Consider the following 13,870-nt stretch of genomic DNA (forward strand, 5'->3'; position numbering starts at 1 on the left):
CGGTGCGGACCGCGGGTCAGACCCCCGGCGGGGTGGGCCCGGGCGGCAGGCCCGCGTCCCGGGCGGTCAGGGCGGCCTGGACGCGGTTGGTCGCCTCCAGCGCGGCGAGGATGCGGCTGACATGCGCCTTGACGGTGCTTTCCCGCATGCCGAGGCGGCCGGCGATCTCCGCGTTGGTGTCGCCCTGGGCGAGCCGGGACAGCACGTCCCGCTCGCGCGGGGTGAGCCGGCGCACCCGCTCCCTGGCCAGCCGGGCCTCGGGGCGGTCGGAGCGGTGGTAGCGGTCGATCAGATGGCGGGCCGCAGCGGGGTGGAGCATGCCGTGCCCGGCGGCGACGACATGGACCGCCCGCAGTATCTCGGCGGGTTCGGCGTCCTTGAGCAGGAAGCCGTCGGCGCCGGCAGCCAGCGAGTCGTGGACGAACTCGTCGAGGTCGAAGGTGGTCAGCATGATCACCTTCGGCGGCGCGGGCAGGGCGCGCAGCCGCCGGGTGGTGGCGATGCCGTCGAGCCGCGGCATCCGTACGTCGACCAGCGCGACGTCCACCCGCTGCCGGCCCGCGTGTTCGATCGCTTCGAGCCCGTCCGCCGCCTGCGCGACGAGTTCCAGCCCGGGATCGCTCTCGATGAGATCGGACAGGCCGAGCCGGACGAGGGCGTCGTCGTCGACCACCATCACCCTGGTCATGCCGGCTCCGTTCCCGCTCGCAGCGGGATGAGGGCCGCCAGCCGCCAGCCGCCCTCGTCCGTACGGCCGTAGCTGAAGCGCCCGTGCAGGCCGCCGACCCGCTCGTCCAGGCCGATCAGGCCGTAGCCGCTGCTCACCGCGGGCGGTGGGAGAGTCCGGGCCGGGTCGTTGACCACTTCGACGGTGGTGACCGGCTCCCCGAAGTGGACGGCCAGCCGCACCGCCGCTCCGGGTGCGTGCTTGCGGGCGTTGGTGAGCCCTTCCTGGACCAGCCGGCGCACCGCGAGCCGGTGCCCGGCCGGGGTCGCCTCGATGTCCCCGGTGACCGTCGCCGCTATCGTCTGGCCGGCCTCGCGCGCCTCGGCCAGGACCACCGAGAGGTCCTGGAGCACCGGAGTCTGCGCCTGCCCCGGTCCGGGCGGCGGCTCGTCGGCGCGCAGTACGCCGAGGACGTCGCGCAGGTCGGCGAGGGCCTGGGTGGAGGCGGTACGCAGCAGCAGCAGCCGGTCGGCGACCTGCGGCGGCAGGGTGTCCGCCCGCATCGCCAGCACTCCGCTGTGCAGGGCGAGCAGGCTGAGCCGGTGCGCGAGCACGTCGTGCATCTCGGCCGCGATCCGGGCGCGTTCGGCCAGCCGGGCCTGCTCGCCGCGCAACTCCACCTGAGCGGCGAGCGAATCCATCAGCCGGCGCCGGCCGGCCCACCACAGCCCGGCGGTCAGCGCGAGCGCGGCCATCACCCCCGGGCCCCAGGGCGGGCTGCGGTCGTCGGTCCACTCCGGCCGCGGGAACAGCGGCAGCAGCGCGACGACCGCCGCGAAGGCCACGGCCGGCCGGACCCGGCTGCGGGCGGCCAGATGGAAGAGCATCACCCAGACCGGCTCGATGGCGCCCCGCAGGGCCATCGCCGCGACCGCCAGACCGGCCGTGAGCAGCGGCAGCCGCCAGCGGGCCGGAAGCGCCAGTGCGGCGGCGAGCGCGACCAGGTCGCGGACGTCCGGCCCCCGGGCGCCCGCCGCCGCCACCTGCTGCTGCACCAGCCAGCCGACGAGGACGACGACGAGGGCGACTTCCGTCCACAGGGGGCCGCGGTGCTGGTAGGGGCTGTCCACCGGCTGATCGTAAGCACCGGCCGGAGTGCCGCCGTACGGCCGGTCGGCCATGCCCACCCCCGACTTTCGTCGGGGTGGGGCGTGTCGCACCGGCCGATACCCCGCGCCGCCGCGCTTCCTAGCGTCGAGGGCATGATCCTTTACCGCCCCCGGTTCGTCGACCGTGCCTGTTTCACCGCCCAGATGTTCGCCGCCTTCCACGCCACGGGGGCGGTGGCGCCCAGCAGCCGCCGGCTCGCCCGAGCCCTCGCCCGGCCGCTGGCCCACCGGTCCGGCGACCGTCCGCTGGCGGTGCTGGAGGTCGGTGCGGGCACCGGCGCGGTGTCCCGGGTGCTGGCCGAACTGCTCGGCCCGGACGACTCCTTGGACCTGGTCGAGCTGAACCCGCGCTTCGCCGCCCGGCTCCGGGGCGACCGCCGGCTGACCGGGCACGACCGCATACGGGTCATCAACGCCCCGGTGACCGAGCTGGGTAGGGACCGCCGCTACGACGTCATCGTCTCGACGCTGCCGTTCGCGAATTTCGACCCGCCCGAGTTGACGGCCGTCCTCGACTTCTACCGGGACGCGCTGGCACCGGGCGGCCAGTTGGCGTACATCGCCTATCGCGCCGCCGCCCGCGCCCGCATCGCCCTGGGTGCCTCCCCCGGCGTTGTCCGGCAGCACCGGGTGCAGGCCGCGCTGGACGAGTGGCGCCGCGATCACGCCGTCGCCACGTCCCTGACCGTCTGGGCGAATCTGCCGCCCGCCCGGGTCTGGCACCTCCAGGCCCCCGCGGCCGGGCCGTACGGGTGAGAACGGGTGCCGCAGGCGTCACCGCCGGGCCGCGGTGGGATCTATCCCCCGCGTCCACCGCCCCTACCGATGGGAACCCCACGGCATGCCCCGCTTCACCGCAGTGCTCACCGCCTCCCTCACGGCCGCCGTCGTCGCGGCCCTGCCCGCGCTCGCGCCCGCCGCGGGGGCCACCGCCTTCGCCCTGCAGCGGGTCACCGCCCGCGACCTCGGACCGTCCGGGCCCTGGCTGCGGCTCCAGGACGACCCCAGCAACGCCGGCCGGCCCCCGGGGGTGCAGGAGGTCTCCCCCTTCGCGGACCCCGTCCGCTTCGACGGAAGCCTGCACCTCGCGGTCGCGCCCGCCCCCCAGGCCCAGCAGGCGCAGGCGGCGCACTACTTCAACCGCAAGATCCCGCTGCGTACCCTCACCGCCGTCACCCCCTCGTACGACATGTACGTACGGAGCTGGACCTCCACCCCGGCGGCCATCCCCTACGGCGCGAACCTCCAGCTGCCGGTCTTCTGCCAGGGCGCCTTCACCACGCTCAGCTTCCTGCCCGAGCTGGCGACCGACAGCCAGGGACGCACCGGCGCGGTGGCCGACACCTGGCGGCACTTCGTGGCCGGCCCGGCCTCGCACTGGTCCACCTCCCGGGCGGTAGCGTCCTTCGGCGCCCAGAGCGAGCACCCGCTGAGCGACTACGTCGCGGCCTGCGACGCCGCCGGTGACGGCGCGATCGGTGTGATCGCCAATGTGGGCCGGCTGGGTGACGCGGGCGCCGGCCTGGACACCTACGTCGACAACCTCGCGGTGAACGGCACCGTCTACGAGTTCACCGTGGACGGGAAGGACGCCCAGGGCCGGATCACCCTGGCCGGCGGCTCCTCCGGCCGGTCGGCCGCGAAACCGCTCGGCGGTTTCATCACCTTCGGCAGCCCGCGCAACGGCCCCGCCTACACCTCGGTCGGGACCCGGCTGGTGTTCTCCCGGTCCGGCGGCCTCGCGGCCCGCGACCTCAGGGTGACCGCGGACGGCCGGCCCGTCACGCTGACCGCCGACAAGTCCGGCACGCTCTCCGCGGTGGTCGCGCCCCCGACCCACACCGACCTCGGCCCCGGCGGCTCCTACCGCACCGCCTTCACCGTCACCCTCAACGGCTCGAAGCCCCGCCCGGTGTCGCTGACCGCCACCCTGCTGGCCCAGGGCTACCAGCCCCTCCAGTCGACCGGCATCCACACGTCGGCCCAGCTGCGCCCGTGACTCGCCGGCCGGACCGGCACCGCGCCCCGACGGCGCGGTGCCGGTCCTGCTGTCACCTCACCGCCCGGCGTACCTTCCCGTCCCCCCGGCCGCCGGCCGGCCGCGGTGCTCGGCGGGCGAGATCCCGTAGGCCTTCTTGAAGGTCCGGCAGAACACCGCGGCGTCGCCGAAGCCCCACCGGGACCGGATCTCGCCGACGGTGCTGGTGGCGAACCGCGGGTCGGACAGCTCGGCGCGGCAGTGCTCCAGGCGCCGCTCCCGGACGTAGCCGCCGACGGTCCGCTTGTCCTGCTGGAACAGGTGGTGCAGATACCGCAACGAGATGTGGTGCGCCGCGGCGATGGCGCGCGGTGACAGGTCCGGGTCGCCGAGATGGCCGTCGATGTACGTCTTGACCTTGTGCAGCAGCGCCGCCTGGTGGGACTGCGGCGGCCGGACCGGACCCGCGTCGGCCGCGCCGGAGATGAAGGCACCCGTCAGGTCGACCACCGCCGCGCCCAGCCATCCGGCCGAGCGGACCGCCAGTTCCTCCGCCTGCTCGGCGAGCCCCTCGACGAAGCGGGCGAGCAGGGCGCCGGGACCGCCGCGCGTGGGTACCGACCGCCCCGCCAGGCCGAGCAGCGCGTCGTCGGGCACGGCCAGCAGCGGCCGCGGCAGCTCCCAGACGATCACCCGCGCCGGGCGCTCCCCCGCCCCGGGCGCGGCGTCGGACTCCTCGGGCGAGCCGCACAGCATCAGGTCGCCCGGCCGCAGCGCGGTGGCGTGCGCGCCGTGTCCCAGGGTCAGCGGATTGTCGCAGGCCAGGGCCATCCGGCACACGTCCCGGCGGTCACCGCCGACCGGTCGGCCGAGCACCGGCGAGGGCCGCCCCGCCACGCGTGTCACCGACATCCGCACCGGCCCCAGCTCCAGGGTGTTTCCCCATCTCGCTGTGTCGTCCCCGTACGTCGGGCCGGTCGTCTGCGGGGTTGCCGTCACGGTGGTGCTGCCTTTCCTCGGTGCATGGTCACGCGGCCCCGGACAGCGGCCGCTCGGCCGGCGGCGGGGCGGGCCGGGCCGGGCCGGGTGCGGCGGATCGGGTGGCGCGGGTCCGCCCGGGCCCGGCGTCGGACGACGCGGGTCGGCCCGCGCGCCGGACCTCGCCGCCGTCGGCCCGCCCAGCCTGGACAAGGCCGCGTACAGAGCGCTGTCATCACGCATTCACGCTGCTCACAGGGGGTCAGGAGGCCGTGCGGGGCGGCGCCTCGACCAAGAGCGTCGCTGTCCTGGGGTAGGTTCGAGGGCGCCATGCCGGGGCTTGAGGTGACAGGGTGAACGGGAGAACGGTGGCGAACGACGAGTTCCGTTTCGGCGTGCTCGGTCCGGTACAGGTGCGCTGGACAGGCCGGCCGGTCGAACTCGGGGCCCGGCAGCAGGCGCTGCTGGCGGTTCTGCTGCTGCACATGAACACACCGGTCCCGGCGGCGGCGATCGTCGACGCGGTCTGGGGCGAGCAGCCGCCCGCCCATCCCCGTAACGCCTTGCAGACCACCGTCAGCCGGCTGCGCCAGGCGCTGCGTTCGGGGCTCGGCGCACCGGAGGGGATGCTGGTCGCCGCGGGCGCGGGCTATGTCCTGCACGGCGACCCCGCCGGGCTCGACGCCGCCCTCTTCGCCCGCCATCTCCACCTGGCCGGGGAGTACCGCCGGCTCGGCGACCCGGACGCGGCGGTGGCACGGGTGGACGCCGCGCTGGCGCTGTGGCGGGGAGAACCCTTCGAGGGCCTGACGGGAGCGGCGTTCGAGGCCGAACAGCAGCGCTTACGCGAACTGCGGCTCGATGCTCTCTCCCTGCGGGCCCGGCTGAGTCTGGACCAGGGATTACCGGGCGAGGCCGTCGCCCGGCTCACGCCGCTGGTGGCCGCCCATCCGCTGCGGGAGAGTCTGCGGCTCCTGCTGATGCTGGCCCTCTGCCGCGCGGGCCGGCGCGCCGACGCCCTGGCCGCCTACGAGGAGGCCCGCCGGACCCTGGCGGACGAACTGGGCATCGATCCGGGACCGGAACTGCGCGAGGCGCACCGGCGGATCCTGCGGGACGAACCGGAGTTGACGGCCGCGGCGCCCGCCGCCCCTCCCCCGATCCCGCCCGGGCCCGGAGCCGCCGACGACCCGACGGCCGGGAGCACGGATCGGCGGCGGCTGGACCGCGCGGCGAGGGAACTGGCCGCCGTCGTCCTTCAGCAGTGGACGGTGGAGGCCCGGACCCGGTCGCTGCACCGGCCCGCGCCGATACGCGTCCGGTGGTCGAGCACCGGGCGGCCGGTGGCCGCCGGGGCGTCGGCCGTGCTCGGCGCGGACAGCAGGGCTGCCGGGCAGACCCAGCGGCTCGACCTGCGCGGCGATCTCGCCGGCGCGGTCGCCGCCTTCCGCCGGCTGCCGGCCCGCCAGCTGGTGGTGCTGGGCGAGCCGGGGGCCGGCAAGACCGTACTGGCGATCCTGCTGACGCTCGGCCTGCTCGGCGATCCCGAACCGGGTGAACCCACCCCGGTACTGGTGCCGTTGTCGTCCTGGGATCCGCACCGGGAGCATCTGCACACCTGGTTGGCCCGCAAGCTGGTCGAGGAGTATCCGGGCCTGGACAACGCGGCGGCCTACGGTCCGGACGCCGCCGTCCGGCTGGTGACCGAGGGCCGGGTGCTGCCGGTGCTCGACGGCCTGGACGAGATGCCGCCCGCGCTGCACGCGCCGGCGATCGACGCCCTGGACCAGGCGCTGTCCGGGGGCCGTCCGCTCGTGGTGACCTGCCGCGGCGCCGAGTACGAGACGGCGGTGCACGTCGGCGGCGCGATACTGGCCAGGGCCGCCGTGGTGGAGATCGACCCGGTCGGCGTCGAGGAAGCCGCCGACTTCCTCACCGCCCGGCAGCCGCCGGGCGCCACCCGCTGGCAGCCGGTCGTCGAGCGGCTGCGCCGGCATCCGGACGGACCTCTCGCGCGGGCCCTGTCGACCGCGCTGATGGTGGACCTGGCCCGCACCGCCTACGCCGCACCGTCCGCCGATCCGGCCGAACTCACCGACGCCGTACGCTTCCCCGACCGCGCCGCGATCGAGAACCATCTGCTGGACGCCTTCCTGCCCGCCGTCTACGCCCGGCGGCCCGCCCCGCCCGATCCGGACCGACGCGCCGCGCCGTCGCCGGACTACAGCCCGGACCAGGCCAGGCGCTGGCTCACCTTCCTCGCCCGCCAGCTGCACAACGCGCACACGTCGGACCTGGCGTGGTGGCAGCTGGACCGCGCGATGCCCCCGGCCACCCGGGGGTTCGCCCTCGGGCTGCCGGCCGCGGTGATGTTCGCGGTCACCGGGATGCTCGCCGAGGGTCCCCTGGTGGGGCTGGTCTACGGATCGTCCTACGGGCTGGCCGGCTACGTCGCCAACGGGTGGGGACGGCGGCCGGGCCCGGCCCGGGTCGAAGTCCGCTTCCGGGGCACCGCCCGGCGCTTCTCGACGAGATTCGCGATCGGTCTGGTGGCGGCCGGCGGGCTCGGCCTCGGCTGGTCGATCCCGGCGGACCTCTTCGGCTGGCTGCTGGCGGTCTTCGGACTCGGGCTCGGCGCGCACGTCTGGCTGGACGTCCCCACCGATGTCCGGCGCATATCGAGTCCGCCCGCGGTGCTCAGCCAGGAGCGCCTGGCCGCGCTCGCCTTCACTCTGTCCTTCGCGGTGTCGCTCGGGCTGGCCTACACCATGGCCTTCACCTACAGCACGGAGAAGGCCTACCACCACCTCGGTTTCGATCTCCGGCTCGCGCTGTCCGCCGCCCTGGCCTCCTCGCTGCTGGGCCGTTTCCTCTTCCGCCGGGTGGGGGCGGTGGCCTACGGTCTCGCGGGAATCGCCCTGGGAGGTACGGCGATCTCCCGGGCACCCGATCTGGCGCACGGACTCCTGGCGGGCGCCGCGTTCGCGGTCGCCGTCGGCGCGAGCGTGGCGGTGTCGCGGCCCTGGGGCGCCTTCACGATGAGCCGCGTCTGGCTGGCGCTTCGCGGCCGGACCCCGCTGCGGCTGATGCTGTTCCTGGAGGACGCCCACCGGCGGGGCGTCCTGCGCCGGACCGGCGCGGTGTACCAGTTCCGTCACGCCCGCCTGCAGCGACGCCTGGCCGCGGCGGGCCCCTCCACGACCGCGGATCTCCCCCCGCCGGTCCCCGAGTCGCCGCACCCGCGCGCCGCGAACCCCCGGGGCCCGGGGAGATCGGCCGCCGCACAGCCCTGAACCGATCCTGGGTCTCCCATCGAGAGAACGGACAGCAGGCATGGTGAATCGCGCCCTCCTCGTCATGGACGTCCAACGGGACATCGTGGACATCGTGGATGACAGCTCCGGCTATCTGCCGCGGCTGCGCACGGCGATCGACGGTGCCCGCGCGGCGGGCATCCCGGTGATCTACGCGGTGATCGGATTCCGGCCGGACCAGCCGGACGTCAGCCCGCGCAACCGGGTGCTGACCGCCGCCGTACAGGCCGGCCTGTTCACCGAGGGCGCCCCCGGCACCGGGATCCATCCGGACGTCGCGCCGCGGCCGGGCGACATCGTGGTGACCAAGAGACGGGGCAGCGCCTTCTCGGGCAGCGACCTCGACCTGGTGCTCAGGACCCGCGGCGTCGACGGCCTCGTCCTCACCGGCATCGCCACCAGCGGTGTGGTGCTGCACACCGTGTGCCAGGCCGCCGACCTGGACTTCGACCTCACCGTCCTGGTGGACGCCTGCCTCGACACCGACCCCGAGGTGCACCGGGTCCTCACCGAGAAGCTGTTCCCGCGATGGGCGGACGTCGTCACCGTGGCGGACTGGCTCACCGCCCTCGCGCGCTGACGGCCGGCCCGGCCCCCGACCGGACCTGACACCCCATCCACCGACCGCCGTCCCGGGTGCGCGACCACCGCCGCGACGCGAGCCGCCGAGCCGGGGACCGAAGGCCTCGGCTCGGGCGGCCGGGAGCCCTCCCCCGCTCCCGTACCGCTCTGTCATCATCGACGCGTTGGGCATCGTGAGACGCCCACTTCAGCGCTTCGGACGGCCGGCGGGAGGTCCGGGAGCACACCGAGGGGGAGGCCCGTGAAGCGCCCGACGATGAAGGACGTGGCCCGCGCGGCGGGTGTGAGCCCGATGACGGTCTCCCGGGTGGTCTCCGGTGACGCCGGAACATCGCCCGGTACCGCCGCCAAGGTCGAACAGGCGGTGCGCAAGCTCGGCTACCAGCGCAATGACAACGCCCGCCACCTGCGGCAGAAGAATCCGGGCACCTCCACCATCGGCCTGGTCGTCGACGACCTGGCCAACCCCTTCTACGCGCTGATGGCCCGCTCGGTGGAGGACGAGGCCCACCGCCGGGGCTATGTGGTGCTGGTCGGCAGCACCAACGACGAACCGCGCCGCGAGCGCGAGGTGATCGCCGCCTTCACCGCCCGCCAGGTCGACGGCCTGATCATCGTGCCGACCGTCGGCGGCCACGCCTTCCTGAAGCAGCCGATGGCGAGCGGCACCCGGGTGGTCTGCGTGGACCGCCCCGCCGAGGGCCTCGCGGTCGACACCGTCACCGTCGACAACCGCGTCGGCGCCCGGCGGGCCGTCACCCATCTGCTCGACCGGGGCCACACCCGGATCGCCTACCTCGGCGACCGCCGCGAGATATGGACGCAGGCGGAACGCCACGGCGGCTATCTCGACGCGCTGACCGCCCGGGGCATATCCATGGACCCCGACCTCGTACGCCACGGGCTGCGCTCACCCGCACAGGTCGCGGCGGCGCTGCTCTCGCTGCGCGCGGTCACCGACCCGCCCACCGCCGTCTTCACCAGCAACGACCTCATCACCCTCGGCGTCCTCGACGGCCTGGAACGCCCTACTCCGATGGCCATCGTCGGCTTCGACGACCTCCCGCTGGCCGACCGCCTCAACCCGCCACTGACCGTCGTCAGCCAGGACCCGCTGGCGCTCGGCTGGACCGCGGCCAGCCTGCTCTTCTCCCGCATCGAAGGGATCCCCTCCGCACCGCGCGACGTGGTGCTGCTCACCCACCTCATCGTGCGCAGCTCCGGCGAGTTCCACGGACCGGGACGGGACCCGGCCTGACCACGGCGGGCCGGCCGCGGCAGGCGCGACGACCGGGCATCGGCGGAGGCTGGTCGCTCCGTGCCTACAGCCGGCCGTCCCTCAGCACACGATCGAGCGCCGCCCGGCCCGCGGGTCCCCATGCCGGTTTGCCGCCAGGAAGGCCCTGATCGCCGTTCCGGCCCATCAGCAGGAGGAACAGGCTTTTCAGAGCGGCCAGCCCGCGGGCGCGCCGGACCGTCGCCTCGTCCGCACGCGCGTAAGCGTCGAAGAACCGCGAGGCGGCGCCCGCGGGAAGGACCACCCACGCGGCCGCGAGGTCCCACGCCGGATCGCCGGCGAACAGGTCGCCGAAGTCGATCACACCCGCGAGCGTCCCGTCCGCGACGACGACATTGGCGGGATGCAGGTCACCGTGCACCCAGACCCGCGGCCCCTCCCACTCGGGGGCCGCGACGGCGTCGTCCCAGACCGCCCGCACCTCGCCGGCGGCGCCGCCGAGTCCGACGGCGTCAAAGAAGTGGTCGAAGGTCTCCGTGCACTTCCTCGGATGAGCGCCGCGGTCCGAACCCGCCGGCGCCTCGGCGGGCGCCGCCACATGGAGCGCCCCGAGGAAGCCCGCCAGGGTGTCGGCCGCGTGGTCGCCGCGGCTGATCGGAGTACGGTCCAGCGGCTCGCCGGGGACCCACGTCATGATCGTCCAGGGCCTCGGGAAGCGCGCGGACGGTTCACCGGTCCGCACCGGGTTCGGGACGGGAAGCGGGAGGCGCGGGGCCAGGACCGGCAGCCACCGGCGTTCTTTGCGCTGGAGATCCGGGGCACGTTCCGTACGCGGCATGCGCACGGCCAGTTCTTCCCCGAGGCGCCACTGCTGGTTGTCCCATCCGCCCGCGACCTCGCGGACGGCCAGGCCCGCGAGGTCCGGGTGCTGCTCCCGCACCAGGTCGCGGACCAGGTCCGCGGTGATCTCGATCTCGGCGTCGGTCATACGGAGCCACCGTACCGGGGCGGGCGGCGCGGGTGCGGCGCCGGTTCCCCGCCGGCGCCGGGACCCGCGGTCAGTCGGCGCCCACCGCGACCGGCGCGGCGCCGGTCAGCCGCACCAGGTCCGCGCAGGTCGTGCGGAAGACGGTGTGCGGGAGCCCGGCTCCCGCCCACACATGGGGGTAGTCGCCCAGGCGTTCGTCGAGCAGGGTCGGTAACGGGCTGGGGTGGCCGACGGGGGCGACACCGCCGACGCGCTGGCCGGTGACCCGCAGGACGAAGTCCGGGTCGGCCCGCCGGATCCGGCGGTGGGCCACCCCTCGGAGCTCGGCCACCCGCCGGGTGTCCACGCGGTGCGCGCCGCTGACCACGACCAGCAGCGGGGCGCCGTCGACGCTGAAGACGACGCTGTTGGCGATGGCGCCCACCTCGCAGCCCAGCTGGAGGGCCGCCGCCGCGGCCGTCGGCGCGGGGTCGGGCAGTTCCACGATGTCGGCGTGGCCGCCGTGGTGGGCCAGCGCCTGACGGACCATCTGCACTGCCGTGTACACCTGCACGCCTCCGAGGGCCGCGGCTCGAATCCGTCAGGGCGGGCGAAACCGGTCCGCGCGCCCGTCCGGACTATTGGTCGCAGACGGGTATAGCACGGTTGCCGACGGCTCGGGCGGAGAGCACCGGATCAGGGACGTTCCGGGTGAAGGCGACCCCGTTCGCGGCGAGTTGGGCCAGTGCCCGCTCCGACTCCTCGGCGCCGCGGGCCGCCCGGGTCAGGCCGGCCGGCAGGCCGCCACGCAGGATCTGTCCGACCCCCAGTGCGAGCGGCCGGGACACGCAGCGCGCCATGGCGCTCTCCGTGGCGTCTCCCGTGGTGTCCAGCAGATAGCCGCCCTCCCAGTGCTCACCGCTGTCGGTCCGCACATCGAGGGAGACGGTCAGGACCACGCGGTCGCGGTCGTCCACGGTGGTGGGGTAGCGGGCGGCCAGGTCGTCCGCCAGCGCCGCTATCCGGGCGTCGTCCCCGCCGCGCAGCTCGGTGAAGACCGGTTCCCAGGCGCTCAGCCAGCCGTCGAGGCGCAGTGTGCCGCGGACGAAGGTGTCCGCGCGCCAGTCCGGCGGCAGTCCGTACTGGGCGATGAAGGGGACGCTGTCGCGGTTCGGGTAGACCTCGAAGGTCTCGTCCAGCACGGTGTGCCGTGTGGCGGCCTCCCACGGCCGGTCGACGGTGACCTGAACGCCGTCGGCCACGTGGCGGGCCGGTGCGCGCAGGGCGGACAGCACGCCGCGGGGCGCCCAACTGAACTGGTAACGGAAGTCGTTGGGTACGGCCGGAATCCCGCCGCAGTAGGACGTGAAGCGGATCCGGGCGGGGCCGTCGCCGAGCGCGGCCCGTGCCCGCCCGACCAGGCTGTGCGCGAAGAGGTGGTCGATGCCCGGGTCCAGACCGGCCTCCGCGAGGACCACGGTTCCGGCCTCTTCGGCGGCCGGGACCAGTGCCTGGACGGCGTCGGAGACATAGCTGGTGCACGCGAAATGGGCCCCGCGGCCGACGCACAGACGCAGCAGCTCGGCGTGCTCGGAGGTGGGGAGCATCGAGACCACGACGTCTCCCGGGGCCAGTTCGGCCGACAGCGCGTCCCGGGTGAACGCGCGGGGTGCCACGCTTCCGGACAGGCCGAGCCGGGCCAGGCTCTCCTCGGCGCGTTCGACACCGCGGTGCCACAGCCGGACCTGCCGGGCCGCGTCGCGGACGGCCGTGAGTCCGCTGCCGGTGGACAGACCGGCCCCGATCCAGTGGACGGTGCCGCTGGGCGCTAAGAGGTCAGTCACGGCCGGCCCCGGTGGAGCGGGCGGCGGCTGCCCCGCGTGCCGCGTGGAAGCGGTCCGCGCAGCGGCTCCATGGTGAGGCCGGGTCGGCCAGGCCGGCGCCGAGGCCGAGGAGTTGGGGCAGCAGCGCCGCCGAGAAGTCGGTGCTGGCCTCTTCGGGGAGCAGCGAGGGCAGGTTGTCGATGGCGATCAGGTCGAGGGGCGGTGCGCCGCGCAGTCGGCGTACCGGATGCTCCCAGTCGGTGACGGTGTCGTAGATGGGCAGCACGTTGCACTCCGATCCGACGTCGCAGGTGACGTCGCAGACGGTGGTGAGCCGGCGGTGGGGATCGTCGAGGTCGCGGGGGGTGAGGAAGGGCGTCGTGGGAACGGTGCTGAGCACGGCGTTGACCAGCAGGTCGTGGCCGATCAGTGCCTCGCGGTCGAGCTGCCGGGTCTCGGGGAGGTCCCACCGGGTCGGGTCGGCGCCAGCCGCGGCCAGGGCGTCGCCCGCGCCGCGTCCGCACCGGCCGAGTGCTCCGATGACGAGAGCGCGGAACGCCTGGTCGTCCGCCCGGCGCGCGAGCGCGGCGTCGAGGTCGCGTTTCGTGGTGGGGGTCAGCGGTGCGGGCAGCCGGCCGCGGGTGTGCAGGACGGCGAGCGCGGCGCCGATGTATCCGGCCCAGTAGCCGAAGGCGGCCAGGCGGCGCCCCTGGGCGTCGGTCAGCTCCTCCAGGTCGAGCAGTGTGCCGCCGCCGGCGCCGAAGCGGTCGAGCAGCCGCGCACCGCCCGGCTGGCCCTTGTAGGCGTGGCCGAACATGATGTGGCGGTGGATCAGCTCGCCGGGCTCGGCCGGGAGTTCCTTCAGGCCGATGACGACGGTGTCGCGCGGCGCGCCGGTCCACGCGTCGGTCTCGGCGGGCCGGCATCCCGCGGCCACGTAGTCCGACAGCGGGAAGACCCGCTGGGGGGAGTTCTCGACGGTCAGCGGGATTCCGGCGGCGACGATCCTGCGGGCGTCCTCCGGCGCGATGGGGGCGCGCCGTTCGGTGGCGCGGGTCTCGTGGCGCATCCAGAGGTGGGGGACATCGGTCATGGCGGGCGGTACTCCTGTTGTCCGACGGCGTGGTGACGGCGGGGCGGTGGTTCGGACCGGCC

General features: G+C 74.9%; 12 protein-coding genes. 5 read left to right on the plus strand and 7 right to left on the minus strand.

Going from position 1 to position 13,870, the window contains the following annotated elements; translation table 11 throughout:
* Window positions 1-16: 16 nt before the first annotated feature.
* Both ACFO3J_RS12485 and ACFO3J_RS12490 read right to left on the minus strand, forming a co-directional pair.
* Window positions 17-688, minus strand: a complete 672-nt coding sequence (locus tag ACFO3J_RS12485) for a response regulator (RefSeq protein WP_386429110.1) — start codon at window positions 686-688, stop codon at window positions 17-19.
* Window positions 685-1,797 carry a sensor histidine kinase gene (locus ACFO3J_RS12490; RefSeq protein WP_386429112.1) on the minus strand — a complete coding sequence of 371 codons (1,113 nt, stop codon included), beginning with the start codon at window positions 1,795-1,797 and terminating at the stop codon, window positions 685-687. Before ACFO3J_RS12490 ends, ACFO3J_RS12485 begins: the two co-directional genes overlap by 4 nt.
* A gap of 132 nt (window positions 1,798-1,929) precedes the next feature.
* On the opposite strand from ACFO3J_RS12490, the gene ACFO3J_RS12495 reads away from it, so the two are divergent.
* Window positions 1,930-2,592, plus strand: a complete 663-nt coding sequence (locus ACFO3J_RS12495; protein WP_386429113.1) for a class I SAM-dependent methyltransferase — start codon at window positions 1,930-1,932, stop codon at window positions 2,590-2,592.
* A gap of 85 nt (window positions 2,593-2,677) precedes the next feature.
* A complete protein-coding gene (locus ACFO3J_RS12500; protein WP_386429115.1) occupies window positions 2,678-3,835 on the plus strand; it encodes a hypothetical protein in 1,158 nt (385 codons plus the stop codon).
* A 57-nt stretch (window positions 3,836-3,892) separates the two neighbouring features.
* On the opposite strand, the gene ACFO3J_RS12505 is transcribed toward ACFO3J_RS12500, so the two are convergent.
* Window positions 3,893-4,813, minus strand: coding sequence for a helix-turn-helix transcriptional regulator (locus tag ACFO3J_RS12505; RefSeq protein ID WP_386429116.1), 921 nt, complete (start codon window positions 4,811-4,813; stop codon window positions 3,893-3,895).
* Between the two features lie 332 nt (window positions 4,814-5,145).
* Between ACFO3J_RS12505 and ACFO3J_RS12510 the strand changes: the two genes are divergently transcribed.
* From ACFO3J_RS12510 to ACFO3J_RS12520, 3 genes are all read left to right on the plus strand, one after another.
* Entirely contained in the window at window positions 5,146-8,085 is a 2,940-nt protein-coding gene (locus ACFO3J_RS12510) for a BTAD domain-containing putative transcriptional regulator (RefSeq protein ID WP_386429118.1), read from the plus strand.
* A gap of 40 nt (window positions 8,086-8,125) precedes the next feature.
* Complete coding sequence (locus tag ACFO3J_RS12515) at window positions 8,126-8,686, plus strand: cysteine hydrolase family protein (RefSeq protein ID WP_386429120.1); 561 nt, start codon at window positions 8,126-8,128, stop codon at window positions 8,684-8,686.
* Between the two features lie 243 nt (window positions 8,687-8,929).
* Window positions 8,930-9,946, plus strand: coding sequence for a LacI family DNA-binding transcriptional regulator (locus ACFO3J_RS12520; protein ID WP_386429122.1), 1,017 nt, complete (start codon window positions 8,930-8,932; stop codon window positions 9,944-9,946).
* Window positions 9,947-10,010: 64 nt separating this feature from the next.
* On the opposite strand, the gene ACFO3J_RS12525 is transcribed toward ACFO3J_RS12520, so the two are convergent.
* The 4 genes from ACFO3J_RS12525 to ACFO3J_RS12540 form a co-directional block, all read right to left on the minus strand.
* Window positions 10,011-10,913: an aminoglycoside phosphotransferase family protein gene (locus ACFO3J_RS12525; RefSeq protein ID WP_386429123.1), complete on the minus strand. Its 903-nt coding sequence runs from the start codon at window positions 10,911-10,913 to the stop codon at window positions 10,011-10,013.
* A gap of 70 nt (window positions 10,914-10,983) precedes the next feature.
* Entirely contained in the window at window positions 10,984-11,460 is a 477-nt protein-coding gene (locus tag ACFO3J_RS12530) for a YbaK/EbsC family protein (protein ID WP_386429125.1), read from the minus strand.
* A 70-nt stretch (window positions 11,461-11,530) separates the two neighbouring features.
* Window positions 11,531-12,736: a saccharopine dehydrogenase family protein gene (locus ACFO3J_RS12535; protein WP_386429126.1), complete on the minus strand. Its 1,206-nt coding sequence runs from the start codon at window positions 12,734-12,736 to the stop codon at window positions 11,531-11,533.
* Window positions 12,729-13,808: a saccharopine dehydrogenase gene (locus tag ACFO3J_RS12540; RefSeq protein WP_386429128.1), complete on the minus strand. Its 1,080-nt coding sequence runs from the start codon at window positions 13,806-13,808 to the stop codon at window positions 12,729-12,731. Before ACFO3J_RS12540 ends, ACFO3J_RS12535 begins: the two co-directional genes overlap by 8 nt.
* Window positions 13,809-13,870 lie beyond the last annotated feature (62 nt).

Source organism: Streptomyces polygonati (assembly GCF_042650325.1).
Classification (GTDB): domain Bacteria; phylum Actinomycetota; class Actinomycetes; order Streptomycetales; family Streptomycetaceae; genus Actinacidiphila; species Actinacidiphila polygonati.

Coding starts and splice junctions, on each gene's coding strand:
- ACFO3J_RS12485 (WP_386429110.1), bottom strand. CDS start 688: ATGACCAGGGTGATGGTGGTCGACGACGACGCCCTCGTCCGGCTCGGC.
- ACFO3J_RS12495 (WP_386429113.1), top strand. CDS start 1,930: ATGATCCTTTACCGCCCCCGGTTCGTCGACCGTGCCTGTTTCACCGCC.
- ACFO3J_RS12500 (WP_386429115.1), top strand. CDS start 2,678: ATGCCCCGCTTCACCGCAGTGCTCACCGCCTCCCTCACGGCCGCCGTC.
- ACFO3J_RS12515 (WP_386429120.1), top strand. CDS start 8,126: ATGGTGAATCGCGCCCTCCTCGTCATGGACGTCCAACGGGACATCGTG.
- ACFO3J_RS12525 (WP_386429123.1), bottom strand. CDS start 10,913: ATGACCGACGCCGAGATCGAGATCACCGCGGACCTGGTCCGCGACCTG.
- ACFO3J_RS12540 (WP_386429128.1), bottom strand. CDS start 13,808: ATGACCGATGTCCCCCACCTCTGGATGCGCCACGAGACCCGCGCCACC.